General features: G+C 40.9%; 24 protein-coding genes. 7 read left to right on the top strand and 17 right to left on the bottom strand.

All coding sequences use genetic code 11. The annotated features are described in order from the left end of the window. Window positions 1-67: 67 nt before the first annotated feature. Together QZU58_RS03275 and QZU58_RS03280 are read right to left on the bottom strand one after the other, a co-directional pair. Window positions 68-1,306: a S8 family serine peptidase gene (locus tag QZU58_RS03275; protein WP_294494824.1), complete on the bottom strand. Its 1,239-nt coding sequence runs from the start codon at window positions 1,304-1,306 to the stop codon at window positions 68-70. A gap of 178 nt (window positions 1,307-1,484) precedes the next feature. Continuing rightward, entirely contained in the window at window positions 1,485-1,859 is a 375-nt protein-coding gene (locus QZU58_RS03280) for a hypothetical protein (RefSeq protein ID WP_294494828.1), read from the bottom strand. 607 nt (window positions 1,860-2,466) lie between these two features. Here QZU58_RS03280 and QZU58_RS03285 point away from each other — a divergent pair. Then, on the top strand, window positions 2,467-3,633 hold the full coding sequence (locus QZU58_RS03285) for an iron-containing alcohol dehydrogenase (protein WP_294463369.1): 1,167 nt from the start codon (window positions 2,467-2,469) through the stop codon (window positions 3,631-3,633). Window positions 3,634-3,950: 317 nt separating this feature from the next. Here the strand turns inward: QZU58_RS03285 and QZU58_RS03290 are convergent, their stop codons facing one another. The 11 genes from QZU58_RS03290 to QZU58_RS03340 all read right to left on the bottom strand — a co-directional run bounded on the left by QZU58_RS03290 (window position 3,951) and on the right by QZU58_RS03340 (window position 17,270). Then, complete coding sequence (locus QZU58_RS03290) at window positions 3,951-4,508, bottom strand: DUF2846 domain-containing protein (RefSeq protein WP_294494831.1); 558 nt, start codon at window positions 4,506-4,508, stop codon at window positions 3,951-3,953. A 541-nt stretch (window positions 4,509-5,049) separates the two neighbouring features. Further along, window positions 5,050-6,012: a D-2-hydroxyacid dehydrogenase gene (locus tag QZU58_RS03295; protein WP_294494833.1), complete on the bottom strand. Its 963-nt coding sequence runs from the start codon at window positions 6,010-6,012 to the stop codon at window positions 5,050-5,052. A gap of 204 nt (window positions 6,013-6,216) precedes the next feature. Continuing rightward, window positions 6,217-6,972, bottom strand: a complete 756-nt coding sequence (locus tag QZU58_RS03300; protein WP_294462000.1) for a hypothetical protein — start codon at window positions 6,970-6,972, stop codon at window positions 6,217-6,219. Between the two features lie 318 nt (window positions 6,973-7,290). Next, on the bottom strand, window positions 7,291-9,429 hold the full coding sequence (locus QZU58_RS03305) for a S8 family serine peptidase (RefSeq protein WP_294494835.1): 2,139 nt from the start codon (window positions 9,427-9,429) through the stop codon (window positions 7,291-7,293). Next, entirely contained in the window at window positions 9,429-9,917 is a 489-nt protein-coding gene (locus QZU58_RS03310) for a hypothetical protein (RefSeq protein ID WP_294461995.1), read from the bottom strand. Before QZU58_RS03310 ends, QZU58_RS03305 begins: the two co-directional genes overlap by 1 nt. A gap of 434 nt (window positions 9,918-10,351) precedes the next feature. Then, a complete protein-coding gene (locus tag QZU58_RS03315) occupies window positions 10,352-12,502 on the bottom strand; it encodes a S8 family serine peptidase (protein WP_294494839.1) in 2,151 nt (716 codons plus the stop codon). A 162-nt stretch (window positions 12,503-12,664) separates the two neighbouring features. Further along, window positions 12,665-13,147 (bottom strand): hypothetical protein, encoded by a 483-nt coding sequence (locus QZU58_RS03320; RefSeq protein WP_294461990.1) that lies wholly within the window; start codon window positions 13,145-13,147, stop codon window positions 12,665-12,667. Window positions 13,148-13,919: 772 nt separating this feature from the next. Next, window positions 13,920-14,369, bottom strand: a complete 450-nt coding sequence (locus QZU58_RS03325; RefSeq protein WP_093143128.1) for a hypothetical protein — start codon at window positions 14,367-14,369, stop codon at window positions 13,920-13,922. A gap of 352 nt (window positions 14,370-14,721) precedes the next feature. Beyond that, window positions 14,722-15,384 (bottom strand): BspA family leucine-rich repeat surface protein, encoded by a 663-nt coding sequence (locus QZU58_RS03330; protein ID WP_294494844.1) that lies wholly within the window; start codon window positions 15,382-15,384, stop codon window positions 14,722-14,724. A gap of 352 nt (window positions 15,385-15,736) precedes the next feature. Then, entirely contained in the window at window positions 15,737-15,988 is a 252-nt protein-coding gene (locus tag QZU58_RS03335; RefSeq protein WP_294494847.1) for a hypothetical protein, read from the bottom strand. 121 nt (window positions 15,989-16,109) lie between these two features. Continuing rightward, window positions 16,110-17,270: a BspA family leucine-rich repeat surface protein gene (locus QZU58_RS03340; protein WP_294494850.1), complete on the bottom strand. Its 1,161-nt coding sequence runs from the start codon at window positions 17,268-17,270 to the stop codon at window positions 16,110-16,112. 209 nt (window positions 17,271-17,479) lie between these two features. Between QZU58_RS03340 and QZU58_RS03345 the strand changes: the two genes are divergently transcribed. Together QZU58_RS03345 and QZU58_RS03350 are read left to right on the top strand one after the other, a co-directional pair. Next, window positions 17,480-17,692 (top strand): SHOCT domain-containing protein, encoded by a 213-nt coding sequence (locus QZU58_RS03345; RefSeq protein WP_294494853.1) that lies wholly within the window; start codon window positions 17,480-17,482, stop codon window positions 17,690-17,692. Window positions 17,693-17,784: 92 nt separating this feature from the next. Continuing rightward, window positions 17,785-18,012 carry a hypothetical protein gene (locus QZU58_RS03350; RefSeq protein WP_294494856.1) on the top strand — a complete coding sequence of 76 codons (228 nt, stop codon included), beginning with the start codon at window positions 17,785-17,787 and terminating at the stop codon, window positions 18,010-18,012. 413 nt (window positions 18,013-18,425) lie between these two features. Here QZU58_RS03350 and QZU58_RS03355 read toward each other — a convergent pair whose 3' ends face one another. The 4 genes from QZU58_RS03355 to QZU58_RS03370 all read right to left on the bottom strand — a co-directional run bounded on the left by QZU58_RS03355 (window position 18,426) and on the right by QZU58_RS03370 (window position 19,979). Continuing rightward, the gene (locus QZU58_RS03355; RefSeq protein ID WP_294494858.1) at window positions 18,426-18,695 is read right to left on the bottom strand and encodes a hypothetical protein; all 270 of its coding nucleotides are present in this window, start codon (window positions 18,693-18,695) and stop codon (window positions 18,426-18,428) included. Window positions 18,696-18,793: 98 nt separating this feature from the next. Then, on the bottom strand, window positions 18,794-19,042 hold the full coding sequence (locus QZU58_RS03360; protein ID WP_294494861.1) for a hypothetical protein: 249 nt from the start codon (window positions 19,040-19,042) through the stop codon (window positions 18,794-18,796). Window positions 19,043-19,062: 20 nt separating this feature from the next. Further along, window positions 19,063-19,611: a DUF2846 domain-containing protein gene (locus QZU58_RS03365; protein WP_294494863.1), complete on the bottom strand. Its 549-nt coding sequence runs from the start codon at window positions 19,609-19,611 to the stop codon at window positions 19,063-19,065. Window positions 19,612-19,619: 8 nt separating this feature from the next. After that, window positions 19,620-19,979: a hypothetical protein gene (locus QZU58_RS03370; RefSeq protein WP_294494866.1), complete on the bottom strand. Its 360-nt coding sequence runs from the start codon at window positions 19,977-19,979 to the stop codon at window positions 19,620-19,622. A 466-nt stretch (window positions 19,980-20,445) separates the two neighbouring features. Here QZU58_RS03370 and QZU58_RS03375 point away from each other — a divergent pair, with 466 nt between their 5' ends. From QZU58_RS03375 to QZU58_RS03390, 4 genes are all read left to right on the top strand, one after another. Then, entirely contained in the window at window positions 20,446-20,655 is a 210-nt protein-coding gene (locus QZU58_RS03375; protein ID WP_294494869.1) for a sigma factor-like helix-turn-helix DNA-binding protein, read from the top strand. 410 nt (window positions 20,656-21,065) lie between these two features. Continuing rightward, window positions 21,066-22,775: an AAA family ATPase gene (locus tag QZU58_RS03380; RefSeq protein ID WP_294494872.1), complete on the top strand. Its 1,710-nt coding sequence runs from the start codon at window positions 21,066-21,068 to the stop codon at window positions 22,773-22,775. Window positions 22,776-23,237: 462 nt separating this feature from the next. Continuing rightward, window positions 23,238-23,891: a hypothetical protein gene (locus QZU58_RS03385; protein ID WP_294494876.1), complete on the top strand. Its 654-nt coding sequence runs from the start codon at window positions 23,238-23,240 to the stop codon at window positions 23,889-23,891. A 3-nt stretch (window positions 23,892-23,894) separates the two neighbouring features. Then, a complete protein-coding gene (locus tag QZU58_RS03390; protein ID WP_294494879.1) occupies window positions 23,895-24,023 on the top strand; it encodes a hypothetical protein in 129 nt (42 codons plus the stop codon). Window positions 24,024-24,280 lie beyond the last annotated feature (257 nt).

A 24,280-nucleotide genomic window follows, 5' to 3' on the forward strand; every position in this document is an offset into this window, starting at 1 on the left:
GGCTGACTTAAATAAGAATCAGCTGGCAAATCTGGCGATGAAGGCTTAATTTGGTAAAAAATTTATTTTATAGGTTTTTATAGATCCAAAATAGCGGTAGTAGCTGCTGTTGCTGGCTGAAGGTTACACGACCGAATTCATTACCTGCAGCCTTGATAAGAGGTACATTGTTTTCAAACATACTCTGATACTGCATTTCCAGAGTAGGCTGATAAGCATAGCTGTTATCAAGACCGAGACTTGCATTTGCGATATCAAGATCTCTCTTTCTGGCGAGGTATGAAACATTGGTGCTGTTGGCTTCGTATGAAGCAAGTCTTGCATTATACGCGATACCTCTTACACCTTTACCATTGTTGGCTTCAGCACCGATAATGCCTGAAACCATGGTCCCGTGGAGGATACCGCTGTCCTGTCTTACCTGATTGAGACTGAGGTTGCCGTTGATAAATGATGCAGTGGATGAAGGGCTGTATTTCTTGGAAGCCAGATCCTCATGCTTGAAATCAACGGTTGTATCCCATACGCCGACCTTAACGTTCTTACCGGAAATAAGTTCATTGTTGGCGTCTGTTAAGTGCCACGCAGGGATAACATTAAGATCCACACCGGCAACAGGAGCCTTTCTTACCTTAAATGGATTCTGGCCCAGGTTTTTGATATGCCACTGATCCGTGAATACAGGATCGCCGTTAGAAGCGTCAGCTCCCATCTTAAAGCTGAATGTCTCTGTTGCATTGCTTGAGTTTGCAATAGTGATTGTCTCATTGAATGAATAGTAGTTATCGGTAGTACCGAGTACGGTTTCAGGAACGTAATAGAAAATCTGACCGCTTGCCGCAGCCTTACCGGTCTGAGGATGATTCTTTGAAAATTTGCCGTATCTGGCTCTGATGGTGAACTGCTGCCCTGATGAGGTTCTGCCGTTTGCAGGCTTAATGCTGTAACTGAACACATACGGCTTTCCGGTAAATATATCGCCTGCTTCAGCAACGGTAAGCGAAATAACGCTGTCGGTTATTGCTCTGGTCCCGCCCGTAAAAGGTTCAGCTCCGTCACCGTCATTCGGATCTATGTCCACATCAGCATAACTATCGGAAGCGTTGCCCCCGGTTACGTCTTCTCCGGAATCAACTCCGTCGGCAGGTTCACTGACACTGCTGTCACTGCCGTCGCTGTCGCTCACTACGGAACTGATGTCGTTTCCGCTGCTCCCACTGCCGCCACATGCGGTAAGCGCTGTCAGAGAGGAAATAAGAAGTGCGTTGAAAATAGGTAAATAAAGATTCTGTTTAATGTTAGTCATAATAATAAGTCTCAGTAACGGCTTCCCATTTTAAGGGCAGGGGGATAACACGGGATGAATACGCATGAACAGTACTCGCCCAAAGGATCCCTATGCGGAAACAGGAAAACCGTCAGTAATTATCTTGAATGATATATCCTAAATTTTACGGACGGACATGTCCGTGAAACGATTTCAGTTACTTTAAGTCAGGCTCAATACCGTGATCGTAGGATACGGAAACACTGCGTACCCCCTCGGTATTACCGAGCTCATCCTTAAGAGACTGCCACTGGTCGTAATCATGAACGGTGATTTCGTAAATGTTCTTACTGATCTGTTCAACTTCAAGACCTGCAGGGATGCAGTACTGCTCCTTGGCACACTGAACAAGAATCTTATTGGTGATGATGTAATTGTGATTGTCTGCAGTTTTGACGAAGGCGAGATGCTTAGGATCCTTCTCACCGGCAACAACGACCTTGTCACCGAGAGAACCGATCTCGTTCTGATCTCTCACGATAAGAAGAGATTTTCCGTCGGCTGATTCTCCGGACTTCTTAACGTCTTCCACCTTAAAATTCTCGGTTATGACGGTTATTCCGGCATCCTCAAATTCTTCGGCCTGGGCAGCGACACTTAACGAACAAAATGTGAGCTAAGTATAAAAAATCATGAATCGATTTTCATACAAAATTGCACAAAAAATTCGTTATTTTTTAGACATGGTTCAAAATATTAGAATTTTTTTTGTAATTTTGATAAAAAAAGGCAGTTTAGGACAACGAAAAAAAAGATTTTTTTATATTTTTTACTGAGTTTTATAAAAAATACCTATATCTAATTCTCCTTAATCATTGAATTTACAGGCATTCGGAGCATTAATCCGGTCTTTAGGAATGTGGTTAATCCTTGTGAAGAAAACGGAAAAGGAACTATCCCGAATGATGAAATCCGTCGGTCGGCAGAAAGAGAAGAACAAAAATTTCTGCAAAAATGTTGCTTTTTAAGCCAGATTCACAGAACCGGAAAACGGTCAGTGTTTTGGATAGCTAAATTTAATTTAGCCAAATATAATACTTAATGACCTGTGCGTCACTGACCATATCCGCCTGCTGATTTCAGAAGACACGGATCCGGACATACTGACGTCATTTTTCATCTGGACACGGAGTAACAATATGCACGACTACAATTACTTTGTTCCCGTCCGACTCGTTTTCGGCAAGGGGAAAATCGATGAACTGCCTAAGTACATGTCAAAGTACGGACGCAAAGTTCTTCTCGCCTACGGTGGCGGCAGCATCAAGAAAATCGGTCTTTACGATAAAGTTAAGGAACTTCTCAGCGGATATGAGGTTTTTGAACTTTCCGGAATTGAACCGAACCCAAAAATCACTTCCGTCAGAAAAGGCGTTGAACTGGTTAAGAAGGAAAATATAGATTTCATCGTAGCAGTGGGTGGCGGCAGTGTTCTTGACTGCTGCAAGAACATAGCAGCAGGCGCTTTCTATGACGGAGATCCATGGGATCTTGTACTGGACGGTTCAAAGGTCGGTAAGCATCTGCCTTTCTTCACCGTGCTTACCCTGTCCGCAACAGGTTCCGAATATGACGGTGGCGGAGTTATCTCCAATCCTGATACGAATGAAAAGCTGGCTCTTCTCGGTGAAATATTCCCTGAAGTATCCATTATGGATCCGCAATATACGTTCTCAGTATCAAAGTGGCAGACCGCTGCGGGTTCTTCGGACATCATGTCACACGTTTTTGAATCATACATCGTAAAAGACGGCAATATATTCACCGACGGCGTGTGTGAAGCCATGCTGAAAACCGTCATAGAATGTACTCCGAGAGCTCTTGAAAAGCCTGATGACTATGATGCCAGAGCACAGCTTATGATGGTAAGCTCTTTCGGATGCTGCGGACTTCCTGCACTTGGACGCACCAATTCTCCATGGGTATGTCACGCCATTGAACACGAACTGTCAGCCTACTATGACATTACTCACGGTGCGGGACTTGCTCTCATAACCACCGCATGGATGAAATACAGTCTCAACGAGGAAACTGCGCCTCGCTTCGCCCGGTATGGCGTCAATGTGTTTGGGCTGAATCCAGCGGACGGAGTAATGGCTAACGCCGAAGAGGCTATCAGACTAACCTCTGAATTCTTTAAGAAAATCGGCATGCCTCAGACACTTCGTGAAGCCGGAATTAATTCGGATGAACACTTCGAAGCCATGGCGGATCACATATTCTCCCACTGGTTCGGTGATCTGAAGAGTGCCATCAGACCTCTGGATCGCAATGACGTCATTGCAATACTCAGATCTGCCATGTAACCGTTAAAATTCAGCCGGAGGAAATTTTAAGAACTAATTTTCTTCAAAGGGATAACTTAACACTTTTGTAATTACTGAAAGAAAACCTCTCACTCCAAAAGACTGAGAGGTTTTCATTTGGAGGAATTATTGAGACAGGACAGAAAATTCCGGCACTGTCAGGATGCGCTGATATTAGTTCCGTCAATCATATCAGGAACATTTTGGCTACATTGATTACCCGTAAATCAACACCGGGAGAGAATGTGGCGAAATATCCAAAATAATCCCCCGATAGTTCTGTTCAACTTTAGGGGGCACTTCACAGCAGGGGATTTTTATTTGGCCATCGATTTTGCTTCATCCTTATTACCAGGAGCGGAAACGGAACCTTTACCAGGCTTATCCTCCCAGATATCAAGATTCAGCTCAGGATTGTCCTGATTTGCATTAAGGCTGTACTCTTTTATATCCTCCTTGGCTTCTTCAATTTCATCCGGTTCCATAATTTCCAGCTCTGCCCCGAAAAGAACGAGTCCGGGTCTCAGGTACTGCTTGACGAAGTGATTGGAGCCTTCCTTAAACTCAAGAGACACTTCGTTTTCACCGAATTCTGACGCAGTCTGAATTGTATGAGTTCCCGGTTCCACAAGTCTGTAAAAGAAACTGCACCTGGTAGAATCCCCGATATACTGTCCGTCAACATAAAGTCCCTTATCAAAACCAGCACCGATAACATTGCAGGTTCTGTACAAATAAAGACCTGACCATCCTGCAGGAGGAGGATTAAACTCCTTTGCGTAACTCTCGGAAGAAGCGTCCTGAACGGCAACGCTGGTACATCCTGTTAGGGCTGATGACACAAGCAACACAATACAAGCTAGATATTTTCTCATAGATACTCCTTCATCCAATCGGGCAGTTCCCATCCGTCTACTCTGTTTTCCGACTTATTCAGCTCAGAACCTCATCCTCCCCGTAAAATGACGGTATATTACTGCCTGCAAATATCCGGACTGATATACACGCCGGAACGTGCGGACATAATCAAACATGATGTAATGGCAGCATCCCACGGAAAACCGCCGGGTTGCCGTCACAGGTAATGATGTTAACGGCAACCGAAATAAACGATGCGATAACACTTACATACTTATAGTCTACATTGCTTTGGTTGATTTTTAATCACTTATCACTGAAAATAAATTCTACATTTGTGACTTTACTCCTGCTTTAAGTTCAGGAGACATCTCATCAGGCATATCAGTTATTTGGCGGAAATGCAAAAAGCCTCTGTGTAAAAAATAATACCCGGACATTATTTCCGCGTACTAATCCTTATTACGTGGAAACAGCCGGGCGTGAGTATTAGACGGCAGGGGACACATGGCCAATATGAATTACATAAAAATTAATCCGGATAAATCTGCGGAATAATTAATATCCCCGCTTAATATTCACTCTGTTTTCCAGAGTCTCTCCACGGGCATAATGTCCGAGATCATTCATGAACTTTTCAACCATTACGTCTACGGTTCTTTTAAGCGTACGCTGTCCTGCCATGTGCGGTGTGATTATAAGATTTGGAGCGTCTTTCAGCGGGCTGTCTTCGGAAAGAGGTTCCTTTTCGAGAACATCCAGTGCGACACCGGCAATTACGCCGGATTTAAGAGCTTCCGCAAGTGCCGGCTCATCAATGGCACTGCCTCGTCCGACGTTGATAACCACGGCGTTTTCCGGAAGAAGTGCAAGCCTTTCTCTGTTAAGGATATGTATGGTTTCCGGAGTTTCGGGAAGACTCATGACAAGAATGTCTGTTTCAGGAAGAATTCCGTCCAGATCTGAAATCTGATGCACGGAAGTAAACGCAGGGCAGTCAGATTTACCTGATTTCGAAAGACCGGTTATGGACTTCGGTCCGAAGGCACTGACTCTTAACGCATAATTTCTGCCGATATCACCGGTTCCCAGCAGGGTGATTCTGCTGTCATAAACGGATCTGAGAGGTCGATCATTTCGCCATACGCCGTTTTTACGGTCTTCGGCATATTCAGGCATTCTGCGAAGAAGCATCAGGGTAAGCATGACAAGATGCTCCGCTATTGTGACGCCGTAGGCCCCTGATGAACATGACAGCATGCATCTGCCACTGGTGAATTCATGCTTTGACGTATAGTCGTTAACTCCCGCAAGCGGAAGGCACAGCCACTTAAGATTCTCAGGTACATCGTTTTTCGGATTCATTATGCCGAAAAATATTTCAGCTCTGCCAGTAAGGCTTTCAGCCTTATTCCTGTCGGTTTCATAAATAACGTCAAAACCCAGCTCTGCAGCATATTCCTTTAATCTGATTAGTTTTTCTTCAGGAAGCGGTTCTGATACAACGATAAGTCTGCTCATAATAAAATCTCTCTTGTCCGTAACTGCAAAATAGCCGCAATGCCATAACGATTATTAAAATCACGAAGACAGTTTATATCATAACAGGCTTCTCTGCCAAAGAAAGAAGATTACATGCATTATTATTCTGCGTATGCAGACATGAATGCGAGGGGACATGGAAGGGAGTTTATGAAGCGATGGGAAATTCCGTAAAATTGGCAATTACCTTACAATCTTCTTATTCATGTCACGGTCATTACGTGTCGCAGCCTTGGTTGCCTTGGACTTGTTTACGCCTGAAAGCTCCCCGTTGGTATAGTAATGAAATGTTCTGATTCTTTTAGCGGGATCATCATGAAAAGGATCTGCTTCCATGATATCAAGCTGCAGATGCCAGTCAGTTGCAAGGGTGGTTACCTTATTTCCGAGTCTCTGCATCTCAAGAGCAAGGGAAACAATGGTAGGGTCAGCGTAATGACAGTTAGAACTGTCATGTATAACTGTAATTACTCCTTTACTTTCAGAATAAAGAACCTTCTGGAGAACGTCAAGCGCACGCTTCTTGCGATCATTTACGTATTTTTCACGCGTAACGGTCTCATTGACGGTCGGAATCGTTTTGCTGTGTCGTCTCAGTTCCCTGATTACGGCAGTGGTGGTATAGATTCTGTCAAATTTGTATTCCTTGCGGAATCTGTCAAGAACAGTGTAAACCGATTTGTTTTTCTCCATCCAGATAAAGGAGGAGGTATCGATTATGGCCACGTTGGATTCAGTGACAAACTTGCTTTTCTTATTTGTTTCGTATCTTGATGAAATAGGGAGTTGCTTACGTTTATCTGATCTGGCTTTACGTGCTCTGAAAATTTTTATCATCAGACGCGCAAGCATCAGAATAACAAGCAGTACAACAACAGTCCTTAGTGTCGGATACTGATTAATTAAACGTAAAACGGCCGCCAGTCCCTGGTATATCATTGATCTTCATCCTGCAAATCATGTCCACTTGTATATTATAGAATAAAAGATGCTTTTTCACAAAAATTGCTAAAAAGATCACGCAAATATCTGTTTACATTCGTGAGAAACAAAACATTTTAACGAATACAGTTTACTTATCAAAAGAATCTGGGGCAGATCAGAATAAAAAACAATACTGAACCATGAAAAATAACTGTATAAAGTCATGCTCATGGCAGGGCAGGACAACATAAAAGATATCCGTCTCCACTCCAGTTAAAAAAAACTGCTCCCTAATTATACACGGGAGCAGTTTCAATAATTCAGTCACTCTGTTTAATCTAAGGCATAACCGTCTATCTGAACATAAACGCTATTGTTAAGTTCGTCTACGTCAATAGGGCATATACTTCTTATTTTCAGCTTGAAACTGCCGGTTGACGGAACCATTTCGGTAAAGAAATCTGACGTGCTTATGAGGAACGGATCTGCTGTTTCCTGCTTAAAAAGTGTTCCTGAGAAATCCCAGTTGGCATATACGGACTTAATCAGAGATTCTGTTCCGCCTGGCGATGTCATCGAGATCTGCAGAAGATTGTTTACTCTCGCAACTCCCTTTTTACTGTCATTTGCGGCGTCTGTGCAATCACTTTCGGAGTTTGCAACATACATCAGAGAGCCTACATTAATTTCCAGATTGTCGATCTCAAATGCTTCAGGAACCTCACCGGGATTATCAGCATTTACAAAATCTGACAGCGTACAGACAGTGGTTAATCCTCCGTCAGGGCTCTCGCACGGATTGGCCCGGGTACTTATGAACACTTCAGGAAGCTCCGAACGAAGCTTACATCCGGCATCGTCGTCACAAGCCAATGCTTTCTTAACGGCTTTTGCAGCGTTCACCACACCGAATCCGTAATAGTTTGAAAATCTTAGTCCGGATGCATTATCGTGCCAGGCATTCTCCAAAGTGATGTTTTCACCATACTGACTTACATAAGCCTCTATTGGGTCATAGGCCAGGGGCTCCCATCCCTCGGTTTTATCGTTATTTGAAGTCTTGGCCAGTATGTATCGTACCTGAGGAACGGTAACGTCAGGTTTAGCCTGAATGATAAGTGCAGTTACCCCTGTAACCATCGGTGTCGCTGCTGAGGTTCCGTTCATTCTCTGTGTATAAAACTTCCGTTTGTCATAGTAAGCCTCTTCTGTTCTCCACGGAACATTTTTATCCCAGTCAGAAAACTCTTCCGGAAGATAACTGGAAAGGGAGGTAACAATGGCAGCTGATGAGCTTTTGCCATCTTTACGATAACCGAATTCTCCAGAAAAACCGGCAACCCAGACATGAGAACCGACGGAAGAATAAGAAGACTTCACACCAAGAGAATTGAGTGCGGAGACATTGATAAAATATCTTCCTCTGTTTAATGAGGAGGTCTGATTAAACTGACAATTTACATTTAAATCTTTACAGGTTAACGGATAATAGTTCGAATGAGAAAATAAGACTTCATCAAATTCATTACCGGCAGCCTTTATAAATGGAATGCCGTTTTCAAACATAGCCTGAGCCCAAAGTTCAAGATTAGGATCAAATCCTTCTCCGTGACTGTAGTCCCAACCTATACTTGCATTCACCACGTTATTTACTGCTTTATCCGTCATCTCATTAAAAAAGAAGCCGGAATCGTAGTCATATGAAGTCAGCGATGACTCATATGCAACTCCTCGTCCGCCTTTTCCGTTTGATGCTGAGGCTCCGATTATTCCGGCAACACAGGTTCCATGAGCATAATCCGCAGACTTCTGCAGCTTCTTCAGTGTAAGTCCGGAGTTCACGTAGGATTTGGCGCCAGAAGGTGTATACATTCTGGCTTTCAGTTCCTCATGATTGACATCAACGGGAGTATCCAGTACGGATACTTTTACTCCCTTACCGGAAATAAGTTCATTGTTTGAATCTTTAAGGTGCCATGCGGATATCACGTTAAGATCTTTTCCTTTGGAAGGGGACGTAGTGACACTGAATGGATTCTGACCAATGTTTTTCAGATGCCACTGATCCGTAAAAAGGGGATCTCCGTTTTCGGCATCAGTTCCTAGCTCCAGGAACTCAACCAAACCATGCTCACCGTCAGAAATGGTAATTTCTTCCGTAAATCCGTAAAAATAAGGAAGGGTATTCAGAGTGTTTTCGGGAACATAATAGTAATAAACGCCATCTTCCGCCTGCTCTCCCGTTACAGGATTCTTATCAGTAATAACGCCATACTTTGCCGACAGTTCATATTCCGGGGCTCTGTATCTCTCCGCAATTCTAAAAATATAAGGCTTTCCGGTGAACATATCCCCGGATTCAATTCTGCTAATCGGGTGGTCTCCGCCACCGCTTCCTCCACACGCCGAAACAGAAGCCAGAACGGCCGTAGCGAGAAGAAGGAGGGGGATTTTTGATGATACAGAGTTCATTATTCACCTGCCTTTGTATTCTTAAGCGAAGGCTTAACACCATAATAAAGTGATGGAGAGACGTTCTTCACGCCTACAGCATTGCGAAGACGTTCCTGCACGGACTTCCACTCTTCATAATTATCAACCGTAATCTCATAGACGCTTCTGCTTAGTTTTCTTGCGGCAATATCATCCGGGATGCATTCAGTATCTTTTGCACACTGAATCATAAGAATGTTTCTGATTATAAAGTTATTACGTTCATCATCATGTCTCACAAAGGCGATGTGATCAGGAGCTCTGGTTCCGGAAATAACAATCCTGTCTCCAAGCGTTCCCAAAATTCCTTCAGTTTTATTGATTTTCTCCGCCGCATCCAAAACCTTGAAGTTATCCGTATATACCGTTGTCCCGTTACTTTCTCTTATCATCATCTGAGCATCGGACGCGCATGCCGTAACCGAGAACAGGGAAAGAGCCGACATAAGAACTGTTTTAATCTTCATCACAATCTCCGAAAGTATGACTACCTGTGGTCTAACTTATAATGTCACGAAAAAAACATGCATGCACAAGTATGCTTCATTCATGTATTGTCCAGGGCAGAAGAAGTATTACGCCGGATGGCAATCAATCTCACCATGACAACCATAAACACGCATGCTGACCGATTAGAAAATTGTAAAACACGAATACTGAACAATCGAAAATTACTGAACGGTATTTAGACAGAGGTCGCAATAAAACATTAAAAGAAGATCCCGCAAATAAGGCTCTGCGGGAACCGGTTCTCCGTAATTTTTCTACGAAATAAGGGAATCTGTCTGCCCCCCAAAAAAAATACCGCACCAGTACATTGTTTAACGGTGCGGTATTTAATTTCTGTTCGTTTTGTTCAAACGTTCCGTCGGACTTCAGAGTCCTGAGTCCGTGAGATCAGCTACTTGGCATATCCGTCGATAAGGACAAAGACATCACTGTTAAGGGCTGAGACATCAAGCGGACACATACTCTTGATTTTGAGAGTAAATTTGTCTGATGCAGAGACATCTTCGGTAAAGAAATCAGACGTCTGAATTAAAAACGGTTCTGTTATCTGTTTTCTGTACGTAATCCCTGAATAATCCCAATTTGCATACACAGGTTTAATCAGAGCTTCCGTTCCGGCAGGAGAAGTCATGCTGATCTGCAGAAATGCGTTCGCTTTGGCAACCCCGCTCGCGTACTCTTCAGCCGCATCAGAACACACGCTGTTTGTGCTTGAAGCAAAAACTAATGAACGGACATTAATCGCCAGATTATCTATTTCAAAAACAGCATTAGTATCACTTGGATCATCGACGTTCACAAACCCGGACAGGCTGCATGTTATGTTCAATCCGCCGTCTGTACTGGTGCAGGGACTTGATCCGGAGCTTTTATACATTGAAGGCAGCTCCTTTCTCATTTCGCACCCCTCATCAGAATCACAGTCAAGAGCTTTCTGCACTGCCTTTTCAGCGTTAACGACACCAAAACCGAAGTAATTGGAGAACCACAATCCGGCACCATTCTTATGCCAACCGTTTTCAAGAACAATGTTTTCGCCATCAAACTCGCTTATTTCCTTCTTAACAGGTGAATAATCAAGTGATTCCCATCCTGATGTATTCTTGTTGTTAGCAGTTTTAGCCAGAATATATCTTACCTGAGGCACTGTCACGTCAGGCTTTGCCTGATTAATCAAGGCAATAACGCCGGTAACTGACGGTGCAGCCGATGAAGTTCCGTTCATCCTATGAGTATAGAACTTTCGTTTGTCGTAATAGGTCTGGTTTTCTCTCCACGGACTGTCTTCATCCCAATCATCATACTTTTCAGGTAAATAGCTTGAAAGAGTGGTTACCATGGCTGCTGATGAATTAGCTGCGAGGCGACTATAGCCGAACTCACCGCCGGTACCGGAAACCCAGATATGTGAACCTGTACTTGAATATGAAGATTTTTCACCCAGGGAGTTCAAAGCACCGACATTAATAAAATATCTGCCTCTGTTAATTGATGATGTTTGATTAAACTGGCAGGTTACACCATGATTTAAACAGTATTTCGGATACTGTTTACTGTCGTCAAATTCAACATCTTCAAACTCATTGCCAATAGCCTTCACGAACGGTATTCCGTTTTCAAGCATGGCTTGAGCCTGAATATCCAAATCAGGTTCATAAACGGAACTGTCATCAATCCCCATACTGGCATTGATTATATCTATATCATCCTTAACAGTCAGAACACTATACTGCAAATCCGTACGCATCTCATACGATGTCAAAACAGAATCGTAGGCAATGCCACGTCCGCCGACCCCGTTATTGGCAACAGCTCCTATAATACCGGCAACTGCAGTACCATGAGCCAGAACATCATACTCCTTCAAATCAGTAAGAGAAAGATCTGCGTTTATGTAAGATCTGGACAGCGAAGGAGCGTATTTATGAGCCTTAAGATCTTCATGTTTAAAATCAATTCTTACGTCGTATACCGCAACCTTTACATTTTTGCCTGAAATCAGATTGTTTTTTGAGTCCTTAAGATGCCAGGCAGGTATCACGTTAAGATCTATTCCTTTGACAGGGGATTTTGCGACACTGAAAGGATTCTGTCCCTGGTTCATGATGTGCCACTGTTCATTAAAGAGATAGTCACTTTGGCCTGATGCGGTACCTATATTCAATTCGCCATTGGCAGTGTCTTCCGGAGATACGGCCTCAAATTCTTCCTTGAAATTATAGTAATCTGACGTCGTTCCCAATACTGATTCAGGAACATAATAAAACAGCTTACCTGTTTCTGCCTGCTCACCGGTTAACGGATTAACATCAGAAAGTTCACCGTATCTTGCAGAAAATTCATAGCCTTCGCGATAAGCGTTATTGATGGAAAGAACGTACGGCTTGCCGGTAAACATGTCACCATAGGTCTCAACCGTAAAAATTTTATTGTAATCCGGGTCGGGCTTCGGGTTATCACCGCCACCGCCGCCACCGCCGCAAGCAGTAAGAATTGCCATACTCAACAACGCCAAAGTTGGTTTCTTTGTTAATAATTTCATGATTTTCCTTCAATAATGACGCTACCTCTTTATTATGGGTTTATGGTTCCGTATTCATATTAAAGAGGGGAGAAGCCAAAAATATAATTTAAAAAAATCCATATCGGTTACCGCAGTGAAACCGGCAGCACCATCATTTACCGTAACACGGTAACAAAACATTTATTTGAGCTGAGGTTTGATTCCGTACTCAAATGAAGGCGCCACTTTGAGTACTCCGGCAGTATTACGAAGTTCTTCCTGAAGTGATTTCCATTCGTCATAATTACTAACCTGAAGCTCATAAACACTTCTGCTGATCTTTTTAGCCTCAAGACCTGACGGAATACAGTCCACATCTCTTGCACACTGAACTGAAATTGAATCCTTGATAATGTAATTATTCTCATTATTGGCGTTCTTTACATATGCTATATGATTTGAAGCCTTTTTTCCGGAAACAACAAATTTGTCTCCGAGCGAACCAAGCTCATTTTCGCCGGAAACAACGATAAGAGACTTTGTTTCGCCCTTGTCCTGTTGCTCAACCACACTGAAATTATCAGTGAAAACCGTTGCTCCGTTACTTTCAATCTCATCAGCTGACGCCTGAACACAGGCAATCACTGAAAATAATGACAGGGCAGAAATAATGCTTTTTTTCATGATTATCCTTACGTCTGTAAAACATATCCTAAACCGTTTAAGAATGGCCTTCGATATTACGACGGCACAAACTGAAACGAACCGACATGTCATACGAGTGGCATGTCATTATTATGGTCAGCATTAATGTTAGTAAAATGTAAAAACAATATCGAATGATATACATGAATATTTCGACAGGGATCGCAATATACGGAAGTCGTAAAAAAACAGGATGACAGGGGGCAAAAAACAACGGAATTAGTATTACCTGATTCCGATTCGAAATCCGCTTAAGTGAAGGCTTTACGCGGTGATCATGCAAATAGTCAACTCTCAGCAGAATCCTGCGGTACGCAGTCAGTGTTTTTCACGGACCGGACAATAAATCTGTTTCTTACGATACGGTTATGACTGTCATCGACACTTTTAACATTGTATATGAGAGATACTAAAAGGTGGAGCTGTTCCATTTTAACGATCCCGTTAAAAACATACCGGTAATCTGCAGACGTTCCGGGAGTGTCGGCAGAATAATTACCGGAAAATTCACACCGGTATCATATAATATGGCAGATACGGTTCCCGATACATTTGACCATGCAGCAAGGTAGAGAGGGAAAACATCCGGACACGGATGACCGAATAACGCAGTCTAAGACATATATGGGGATATCGACATACCGACACACCCTTTTGTTAACATAATGGATATTATGCGATCATGTATATATACAAACATTTAAGTTTGCATGCGTTTATTTTCCCCCATTGTTTTCCACTGTAACACCTCTTACTTCTTATCGTGAGTAACAGTCTTTGAGATATGCTGCATTACAAATTCAAGATCGAAATTGGCAAATCGCGGATATATGCTTACCAGATAACTTACAGGTATCTTCTTGATCATTTCTCTGCTCGGAACGTTCACGCATAACTGATAATACGCATAGAACTCACCAATCCATTCAGCAATCTCCGGATCTATGGCTTTACCTTTTTTAAACTCATAAACTTCATTTTTGTCTATGTATTCAAGAAGATCCTTAAGTTCAAGCGTATGCGAACCGACCTCATTCTCATCGATAACTCTTCTTGTTTTTGATTCCATGTAAAAATGAATGAAATCAGCGGTATCCATCTGTGGATATTCCCTTGCAACATATGAGAAAAGCAGTCCCTGTGTTCTGACAAGCATTGCCAGGTAGTCCATTGCATCCTTTGGCTGTTTATCTTCGTCCATATTATCCTCTTGGTATTATTCAGAGCGGTAAAGGTTAATGAAAGCCCTTATAAGCCCTACTCATATTTTACCAATTGAGCATAATTACATAATCTGTTCCATATCTAAAAATTACCACTTAATTTCTTATTGAACACATTATATACATCTTTTATATGTGTTTATTCCGTTTAAGATACGGAAACATATCGTGGATAAATATACTTAGAGTTTTGACGGAGATATTCTTTTGTACCGCATTTTATAATTGATACCATGTTTGATGGAATTATGTTCAGAACAACCTCCGTTCAGCATCAATTTTTCAAATTAAAAGAAGAACTGTATGACTCAGGCAATATCTTTAGGAATTTCATTCAACACGGATAGTAGAATCCGTTCTTAATCCTCCCCAGTCCCAATCCAAATGAAACATATGCTCCTTGCTGATAACCTTTGACATATTCCACTTATCTAATGGTTGAACAAATGCTCCTGCATTTCTAAACATGCAGGACATATTGGTAACGTTGGAAGTATCCCAGTTTTGCAATGGCTGGTTGAATACAAATGCTGAGCGGAACATTTGCGACATTGTTGTTACTTTTGAGGTGTTCCATGATCCTATCGGCTGATTGAATGACCTGGCGAAACGAAACATGTTTGCCATACAGGTTACATTTGACGTATTCCAGCCTCCTATAGGCTGATTAAAGCTCGATGCCCCACCGAACATTTCATTCATGTCAGTGACTTTTGAAGTATCCCAATCTCCGATAGGCTGATTGAAGGATTCTGCATCCCCGAACATGCCACTCATATCTGTTACGTTGGCTGTGTCCCAATTTCCAATCGGCTGATTGAATGAAGAAGCTCCGCAGAACATGCCACTCATGTCGGTAACACTTGAGGTATTCCAGTGAGCCAAAGGTTGATTTAACGCTTCACAGGAACTGAATATGCCACTTAGATCAGTAATGCCGGAGATGGTTGGAATATTCACGGATTCCAGTTCTTTAAGACCGTGAAAAGCCATTGCCAGAGAGTGTATCCTGGGACCAAATCTTATTTCAAAATCAAGATGTTTAAGGGGCTTTTTCAGATTGGCTGCGTAAAAAGGATTTTTTTTGCTGATATAACCATAAAATTTCTTCCAGCTTTCATGCAAACCTCGACGTCTGGTAAATTCATAATTAATAGTCAGCGTCTGCAGATTGTTTGAAATAATCCGATCAATCAGGTTATCAGTTATATCTCTGGAAGAGTTAAGCACAGGATTCAAAAAGTCCTGTTTATGATTAAAAAAAGACTTTATAAGATCACTCAGCATAATGAATAGTCATTTGTTATGGTAAAAATAGCTTCAGATATGATAAATGAATAAACAATTATTTGCCATTCTCACATTTAATGTACCTTAAAGTTTTGATACGTAAAGATACAAAATCATTGATATTTATTTTCTTGACACCACGTGGTTCGATATTAGGAAACTTACCTCCTGTTGCTTCTCTCTGGTTAATCCATTCATACAGGGTATGAGCAGTTGGATAACCTAATTGACGAACGGTTGGAACAATTTTTTTTAGTCTGTCATAAAGCTTTAAAGCCGCCTTGATTTGCTGGACGGTATATGCCATAGATCACCTCTTCTAGGTGTCCAGAATTTTGTCCGCATCCCCCACCCTATGAGGTGAATAGCCGACTTGGGGAATAAAGGGATTTGGCAGACTGCCGGAGTTGCAGTCTGCCATTTGATGTTTATTCTGCTCCTTTTGGTTTAGGTTTAGGGAAAGAATAAGATGTTGTACCTTGAAACATCTCATTCATATTTGTAACATTGGAGGTATCCCAGTTACCGATTGGCTGATTAAAAGCTTGAGCCATTCGGAACATACCTATCATATTAGTAACCTTTGAAGTATCCCAGTTGCCGATTGGCTGATTGAAAGCTCTTGCTACATTGAACATAACACTCATATTAGTAACCCTGGAAGTATCCCAGTTGCCGATTGGCTGATTGAAGGATTCTGCACCCATGAACATCCCACTCATATCAGTAACCCTGGAAGTATCCCAGTTGCCTATAGGCTGATTAAAAGCCTCTGCACCTTGAAACATACTGCTCATATTCCTCACATTTGAAACATCCCAGTTGCCGATTGGCTGATTGAAGGATTTTGCTCTCCAGAACATACCACTCATATCAGTAACCTTGGAAGTATCCCAGTTGCCGATTGGCTGATTGAAGGCTGTTGCTTCGAAGAACATATGGTTCATATCAGTAACCATGGAAGTATTCCAGTCGCCGATGGGCTGACTGAAGGATTTTGCTCCTTCGAACATTCCTCTCATATCAGTAACCTTGGAAGTATTCCAGTTGCCGATTGGCTGATTGAAGGATTTTGCACTATAGAACATCGACTGCATATTAGTAACCTTGGAAGTATCCCTAATATTCACGTATTCAAGGTTTTTAAAGCCAAAAAAAGCACAGGCAAGAGAATTGCTTTTATCAGTCAGTTTTACCTCAAACTCAATGCGTTTTATAGGGATGATGCTATTTGCTCTCCAAAAAGGATTATTTCGATTCTGTTCATTTTTCCATTTGTAAGAATCTCCGTATTTTTTTTTACATTGTGTGAATTCATAATTTATGGTTAATGAATCAATCTTGTTATATGCAATTTTTTGAATTAAATCGCCGGTAATTTCATAAGGGGAATTAATTACTGGATTACGCTCTTTCCAATAATTATACCCTCCGAAACCCCCAACCCCCACCAAAATAACAAGTCCTGCAATAATCCCAAATTTCAAACTGTTTGATTTACCTTTAGTTGGTGATTTTATGGTCGTTCCACAGTGCTGACAAAAAACAGAATTATCGGGTATTTCTTTCCCACATTTATGACAATACATTCAGTAATCCTTGTTAGTACGAATTTAAAAGTCATCATATCATTAATTATTTTTGCAATTTGTATTACCTTTTGACAATTTTGACTTATTCCTCTCTTTGTAAATCTCCTCTGTTACTTGGCACAGGAAAGAGAAGGAAATTTTTTTGTAAAAACAGGTTACTTCTGGGCATTAGTAGGTAGGAGCAATACTTTTACAGGAGAGCCACAATGCAAGTAACCGAAGTTACATCAGTCACTACACCTTCCACCGCACTCAGCCAGATTACACATGAGCAGCTGCAGCATGAATTTAATTTTCTGCTGGCTGAACATATCACGAAAACCATGCTCAACCGAGGTCTTATAACACCTAATGAGTACCGGCTCATCATGGCAGAGAACAAGGTCACTTTCCCGACATCTATCTCGCAAATCCTTTGATTATTGAGTTGATAGTGTTCCAACACAGAGCAAATATGTTACCGACAAAACGGATTGCGAGACACAAACACTGATCACTTTAGGGAGTAATTATGCACATAAAACAAATCAGCAGTTATCCGGAACTGCACATTGAACGTAACCACGCTAGTGATGATCTTCTTCAGGAATTCAACTTTCTGATCGCTGATCGTGATAAGGCATTGGGCTATGAGGCTAAGAACGGTGAAATGCTGCTGCCGTTCTCCGCTGGTTTGCTCGAAAGAGCTGTCCGGGAAACTGGCTATTCGGGAAGCTGGGCGATTTGGCTCGTGAGGTGAATAGCCGACTCGGGTAATGAGGAAATCTTAATTTCCCCTTTTATGAATTTGCATGTTTGCAATCAATTTTAGGCATGAGTGGATGAAGCTCTGCCTAATTATTGGAGTTCGACTCGTCTCTCTTTCTGTTTAGTTCGATAATCGCCCTTTTATATTCTTCATCAAGTTCTTTTTTTTCTCTTCTTTCATCAAGTTTGTCGGAAATAACAGACCTAAGGGAATCACCAATATTTTCTGCTGTTTCTCCGTAATCATCTTTACGTACAATATCTCTACCACAGAATAAACCTTTAAAGAAGAAAAATATTTGAGCGATAATACCACCTATTACAAGATATCCAATGAAAAATAAGATTATGTAAAAAATTACTTCCTTAACCCCCCTCTATTTCACTTCTCAGTCGAATATCGAACTACACTCTCTTATTAGATATACCTATGAACAACGCATAGATAAAACAGGCAAAAGGAATAATAAGCCACAGTAAATTCCACAAAGATCTTCCCAAAGTTTTGGTTCTTATACCTGCCACAACAAAACACACTATACTGGCAATGATGCATACAGCCTGCGCAGTCAAATAAGCATCACCTGTTGCAGGTGAATATCTAAATGCCTGAACAGTAAAAACCCCCAATAAAAAACACGGCCAAAATATTAAGTTGTAGGTCAAACGATTCATTTTGCTTCTCTCCTTTGAACATAAAAAGATTAATTGTTTTATCAATGAACTAACCGACAGCCGATTTGCGCAGGCTACATAAGTTAGTTCAAATATGATTATTCACGAATAGATACCATTACATTATCCCCATATCGCGCAAATACTATGTTGTAGTCTCTTCCTTCAAATGAAACCCAACATTGTGATACGGGATCACCTGATTGCCCACCATGCTCTTCGCAATATTTGGCACAGGCTTCGTAATATACATCTTTCAGAATTCCCCCATCCTTACCATTTGAAAGTAAATACACTAATTTTGAGTCGATAACTGACTCTCTCCAACCCTTTAAGAGTCCAAACATAATTTAATCCTATCTGAATATCACTTGGCTAAAGATTGGGCAGTCTCAGCATTTTTCGGTCCGGGAACTGATCCTTTTCCAGGTTCATTCTTGAATAATTTTAAATTCTTTTTTGGATCGTCTTTATTTTCAGCCAAATTGTAATCAGCGATATCTTTTTTAGCCTCTTCTTCATCCATTACTTCTAAATTGGCGCCACCTACAAATACACCCGGTCTTAAGTACTGCTTAACATAGTGGTTCTTACCCTCGATAAAATTCAAAGACATATCGTTCTCACTAAACTCTGACTCGGTCTGAAGTACGTGCATCCCCGGTTCCACAAGTCTGTAAAAGAATCGGCATCTGGATGTTTCCCCTATGTATTGTCCGTCAACGTAGAGGTTCTTCTTTAACGACATTCCCATAATATTGCAGGTTCGATACAGATAAAGTCCTGACCAGCCTGAAGGTGGAGCATTAAATTCCTTTGCATAATTCTCACTGGCAGTATCCTGAACTGCGACACTAGCACACCCTGTCAGAACTGCAGATAGTAATAAAACAATAGCAATTTTATATTTTTTCATAATGTCTCCTAATCACAATAATTCCAGCCTTCCTTAATTTTCCAGTTTATATCGTTTTGATCTTTAACTTGCTTTTCGTACGAAGGCAGATAACTGCTACCTATATCTAGGCTAATGTATCCACCGGCATCCCACGGAACGATAAAATATGTCGAATAACTTCTGTAATCGGCCTTATATCCGTTTTCTCTAGCAAAGGAATTCAGCTCACTTCCACTGATAGTAAATCCTCTTACTGCGTAAGCATGGCTCCAAGAATAATCGGCACGTTGGTATTTAATACAAGCCTTTAAATCGTCTGTTGCCAAAGATTCATGGGCAGCCAAACATACGATAGGAAATAACAATATGGTTTTCAGAATATTCATCTCGCAACCCCGCTATCATTTCCCATTTACCAGCGACTTTTAGCACAGGGCTTTCCTGTATAAGGATTAACATTCCCCTGAACAGACCAGTTATTATTGTGGTAACCGTCTCTTCCTGAACGATAATGAGGGGAAACATAGGAACCATTACTGCGATAATATCCATTCACGTGTGATGATGAATGGTAGCCACCTCTATGACCACCAGCTTCTGCAGAAGTAACCCCAACTAAAGCTACAAGACTCGCTACAACCAAAATTAGTTGTCTCATATTTCTCTCCCTCCGATAAAAATACCCAATATATTCAAGTTTACATTGAGCCTTTAAACCCTCTTTTTCTATTACCTTGACGCACATCTCGATACACGGCTGTACAACTTTTAATCCTTCAAAAATTATTTTTCTATAGCCTTCGTCAAAACATGGTTTTCACATCCATTGATATAGTAGGAGGTCAAAGATTTATGACAGAACAACAGAAATCCATAATCAAAACTCTGCGCGAGCAGAATTTCAGTTATAACGCCATTGCCAAAGCGATGGGTGTCACCGTGGCTACAGTTAAAAGTTACTGCCAGCGTGCAGGTCTCGCAGGCAACCGTAAGGAGGCGTTTAAGTCTCAGTCAGATACACCTTTGGAGCTTCCGACTTTCTGCAGATGCTGTGATACGTAAAGATACATAATCATTGATATTTTCTCTAAACACTACTGTTTAAATTTATGAGATTTTGGGATTATGTAATTCTTTCAGAAAGTGGAATTACAGACGACTGATGGATACAAAAGTATGCCTGATTGCTTGGAAATACGCTTCTTTGACGATTCAGTTGCGGTAAGACGCATTAAGACTTTCAATGGCATTTGTGGTGTAAATTACCATTGTGCCAGATAGGTTGAAAAGTTTAAACGGATGATGAGTAAACGGTAGCATTTTGATGAACGACTTGTTCGCAGATTAAGCTTAAAATAACAGTTGAATAATTTGCTGGTACTAGTTAAATTACTGACATATGAACAGTACGGCTAATTGTTAACAGGAAGTTATGTCCTGTATCACGGATAAAAATTCGGCGCTATGATAAAATGACAGTCGATGGTGTTGAGTTCGGGGTGGTTAAAGTCATGGGAAGCATTCTGAATCCTGACAAGGAGAACAGTTTTATAAGACTTGCAAATCGAGAAAATAAGTATTTGTTTGTTGATAAAACTGATTTTATTGAAAAAACCAATAAGCGATTGAATGAAGATAACCGCTTCTTTGCCGTAACCCGTCCCCGCAGATTTGGGAAAACAGTAACAGCTCATATGCTGTCAGCTTACTATTCCAAAGGATATGCCGGTCAAAAGATTTTTGATAATCTAAAAATAACGAACAATGAATTTAAAGACAGTTACGAAAAATACCTCAACAAATACAATGTCATTTATATTGATATGAATACCATTGACGGATTGTTTGACGGCTATTCCAACAAGAAACAGAAGGTAGATGGCGTTAATGATCTGGTTGACTATTTCGAGTATTCAATAATTAAAGAATTAAAATCAAGCAGTGAATTTGCAGGGTGTCTCGAAAAACATCAGATTGAAAACACAGGACTTTTGGAAACTTTACTTGCGATTACTCAGGATTTGAATACCAAATTCATTTTTATTATGGATGAATGGGATTTGATATATCGGGAATATTGTAACGATGAAGTTCTACAGAAAAAATTTATTAAGCTGTTAAAAAATTTGTTTAAGGCTGATGGTGGACAGGTTTGCTTCGCACTTGCATATCTTACGGGTATTCTTCCGATCAAAAAATATAACTCTCAGTCTGCACTCAATGGCTTTGATGAATATAACATGCTTTCTCCTGGTGACTATGCTGCTTACTTCGGTTTTACGGAAGATGAGGTTGCCAATATTGTAAAATCACCTAACTGTAAAGTGTCACATCATGATTTAAAGGAGTGGTACAAGGGTTATAAAATCAAAGGTGTGGATATTTACAACCCTAATTCCGTATGCAAAGCTGTCAGCCGAAACGAATGTCTCAGTTATTGGAGCGGAACATCATCCAACGAAGAATTCATATCTTTGATTAACATGAATTTCGCTGGAATTAAGGATGATATCATCCACCTTATAGAAGGCAGCACTATTCAATTCAACTGCAGAACTTTCCAAAACGATATGGTGTCAATTGAGAATAAAGATGATATTTTCTCGTTGCTGGTATGTCTTGGTTATCTCGGGTGCGTTGATGATGAAGGAGATTATCGTGTTGCCTATGTGCCTAACAAAGAAATAAAAACAGCTCTTTCTTCTCTGGTGAAGGCTCAGCCATGGTTTAATTCAATGCCTATAATTGAGCGTTCAGAATCGCTTTTTAAAGCCATAACAGAGCTTGATGGTAATAAGACTGCAGAAATCATCACTGAGATTCATAACTCACCTAATGTATCCCTTCTTACCTATAACCGTGAAGAATCCATGGTGTTCTGCCTTATATCCGGTCTCAAGTGGCGAACCGAACGTGAATATGAATGCTTCCGTGAACTGCAGTCCGGTAAAGGAAGCGCCGCTCTGATTTATGCACCGAAGAGGAACATAAATCTTCCTATCCTGCTCATAGAATTTAAATATGGTCAGAGCGCGGAAGAAGCTATGGAACAGATTAAGGAAAAGGAATATTTCAGCAGATACCGTGATGGTGATTATCCTAACGATGTGTTGCTTATAGGCATTAACTATAATCCTAAAACAAAGGATCACCAGTGCCTGATTGAAAAGTTGGAGAAATAATTCATGCCTAATGATTGTTATACCCGACAGAATCTGAAAGAAGCCAAAATGTGCGCTTTCAAAACTATTGGGAAAATTCAATATCCGAGCTGTCCTCAATGTGGAAAAATCGGTAGTTATACCAGTGGAATAACTTTATCACCTCTTATAGAACTCATAAATCACATTTATAACGGGCATGAAATTCTAAATTTACGCCCCGGTCCAGTACTGCAGTACTGTGACAAATGCGGAACTGTTTATTTCAATCCGGCAAACACTGAAGTTGCTCTTAGCGGTACCCGCAACAGGATCGCCGTACTGTCAGGATTTTGGTTTATGCTGTTTGCCATCATTACGGGATACATACTTTATCTTTATTTTTCCGGATTTTTGAATTGTCTTACCGGAATGCAAGCATCTGCGGGAAATCTTCAGTGTACTGTTACACCTAACCTCATTATCATAAGCATATTCTGTTTTTTGGGTTTGGTTTCATTGATTTATTACGGCGCAAAATATTCCGATGACTGTAAAAAAGAATTTGCCGAATCTGCCCGAAGGCTTAGCAACACAGAATACCTGAAGGCCATGGAAAGATTTGGTATAACACTGCCAGTTAAATACAAAAAACTAATAAATTCCCGAGATAATGCCAAACAAGGCATTTTTTTCATCGACAATTCACAACGTCAAGACGACGTATATCTTATAGATAACTACTGTTGCAGTTACTGCGGTTATATGCTCAAACGCCCGTCTCTTTATGAAAAGAGCATCGGTCCCGCGCTAATCAAATGTCCGCAATGTCACATAAATCTTTATGACAACAATGCAATCGAGCTTGCGGCTCCGGTAAAGGCGTGGCAGTCATACAGATATAAATGTTTTCGAAAATCGCAACTGATATGTATTCTCCTGTTTTCAGGACTTTCCTTTATTTCGGTTGCAATTATGATTTCAGTTGGATATTTTCTTAAGAGCGAGCTACAGGAAATAATGTATGCCGAAGAATTATTCGGCCCAGATGCACCGAATATAAAGCTTTTTGGTTGTGAACTGATGATAGAAATCATCGCTGGAATAGGACTGTATAAATTTTTGCTCGCCATATTCAGACTCCACCGGAAAGGCTAATTTATGAAAAATTTCGATACACTGTTCTCTGAATCAGAACATCGTATGAAAAATCATATCTATGCTGAAAAGGTTGCAAGAGGAGAAAAACTTTTTGAAGAATGGGAAAAATCCCAAAAACTTAAACATTAAGAGAAATGCATACTACCTGATTGCGGTAATTCCCATTACTTCCATCCCTACATCAATTTTATCCCTAATACCACGCTGGAATGTATACGGACTTAACTCGAAAGTATATCCGGTAACTACACATATGCCGTTTTAAGTCAGTGTTTAATCTTCAGTAACTGTTTCTAGACACTTTCTTCTTTTAATTTCAATATATCTCAGAGTTTTCCTCGATCTTGTCAAAAGTGTCGAGGTACTTTTTTATTTTCAGGAGTTTC

The organism is uncultured Ruminobacter sp., assembly GCA_902764345.1.
Classification (GTDB): domain Bacteria; phylum Pseudomonadota; class Gammaproteobacteria; order Enterobacterales; family Succinivibrionaceae; genus Ruminobacter.

What these genes read in the sequence shown, in the direction of transcription:
- QZU58_RS03370 (WP_294494866.1), bottom strand. Translation starts at nt 19,979, where the DNA reads ATGAATATTCTGAAAACCATATTGTTATTTCCTATCGTATGTTTGGCT.
- QZU58_RS03310 (WP_294461995.1), bottom strand. Translation starts at nt 9,917, where the DNA reads ATGAAGATTAAAACAGTTCTTATGTCGGCTCTTTCCCTGTTCTCGGTT.
- QZU58_RS03360 (WP_294494861.1), bottom strand. Translation starts at nt 19,042, where the DNA reads ATGTTTGGACTCTTAAAGGGTTGGAGAGAGTCAGTTATCGACTCAAAA.
- QZU58_RS03295 (WP_294494833.1), bottom strand. Translation starts at nt 6,012, where the DNA reads ATGAGCAGACTTATCGTTGTATCAGAACCGCTTCCTGAAGAAAAACTA.
- QZU58_RS03355 (WP_294494858.1), bottom strand. Translation starts at nt 18,695, where the DNA reads ATGAATCGTTTGACCTACAACTTAATATTTTGGCCGTGTTTTTTATTG.
- QZU58_RS03350 (WP_294494856.1), top strand. Translation starts at nt 17,785, where the DNA reads ATGCACATAAAACAAATCAGCAGTTATCCGGAACTGCACATTGAACGT.
- QZU58_RS03275 (WP_294494824.1), bottom strand. Translation starts at nt 1,306, where the DNA reads ATGACTAACATTAAACAGAATCTTTATTTACCTATTTTCAACGCACTT.
- QZU58_RS03340 (WP_294494850.1), bottom strand. Translation starts at nt 17,270, where the DNA reads ATGTATTGTCATAAATGTGGGAAAGAAATACCCGATAATTCTGTTTTT.
- QZU58_RS03330 (WP_294494844.1), bottom strand. Translation starts at nt 15,384, where the DNA reads ATGGCTTTTCACGGTCTTAAAGAACTGGAATCCGTGAATATTCCAACC.
- QZU58_RS03290 (WP_294494831.1), bottom strand. Translation starts at nt 4,508, where the DNA reads ATGAGAAAATATCTAGCTTGTATTGTGTTGCTTGTGTCATCAGCCCTA.
- QZU58_RS03345 (WP_294494853.1), top strand. Translation starts at nt 17,480, where the DNA reads ATGCAAGTAACCGAAGTTACATCAGTCACTACACCTTCCACCGCACTC.
- QZU58_RS03335 (WP_294494847.1), bottom strand. Translation starts at nt 15,988, where the DNA reads ATGGCATATACCGTCCAGCAAATCAAGGCGGCTTTAAAGCTTTATGAC.
- QZU58_RS03380 (WP_294494872.1), top strand. Translation starts at nt 21,066, where the DNA reads ATGACAGTCGATGGTGTTGAGTTCGGGGTGGTTAAAGTCATGGGAAGC.
- QZU58_RS03375 (WP_294494869.1), top strand. Translation starts at nt 20,446, where the DNA reads ATGACAGAACAACAGAAATCCATAATCAAAACTCTGCGCGAGCAGAAT.
- QZU58_RS03365 (WP_294494863.1), bottom strand. Translation starts at nt 19,611, where the DNA reads ATGAAAAAATATAAAATTGCTATTGTTTTATTACTATCTGCAGTTCTG.
- QZU58_RS03315 (WP_294494839.1), bottom strand. Translation starts at nt 12,502, where the DNA reads ATGAAATTATTAACAAAGAAACCAACTTTGGCGTTGTTGAGTATGGCA.
- QZU58_RS03305 (WP_294494835.1), bottom strand. Translation starts at nt 9,429, where the DNA reads ATGAACTCTGTATCATCAAAAATCCCCCTCCTTCTTCTCGCTACGGCC.
- QZU58_RS03300 (WP_294462000.1), bottom strand. Translation starts at nt 6,972, where the DNA reads ATGATATACCAGGGACTGGCGGCCGTTTTACGTTTAATTAATCAGTAT.
- QZU58_RS03320 (WP_294461990.1), bottom strand. Translation starts at nt 13,147, where the DNA reads ATGAAAAAAAGCATTATTTCTGCCCTGTCATTATTTTCAGTGATTGCC.
- QZU58_RS03325 (WP_093143128.1), bottom strand. Translation starts at nt 14,369, where the DNA reads ATGGACGAAGATAAACAGCCAAAGGATGCAATGGACTACCTGGCAATG.
- QZU58_RS03285 (WP_294463369.1), top strand. Translation starts at nt 2,467, where the DNA reads ATGCACGACTACAATTACTTTGTTCCCGTCCGACTCGTTTTCGGCAAG.
- QZU58_RS03390 (WP_294494879.1), top strand. Translation starts at nt 23,895, where the DNA reads ATGAAAAATTTCGATACACTGTTCTCTGAATCAGAACATCGTATGAAA.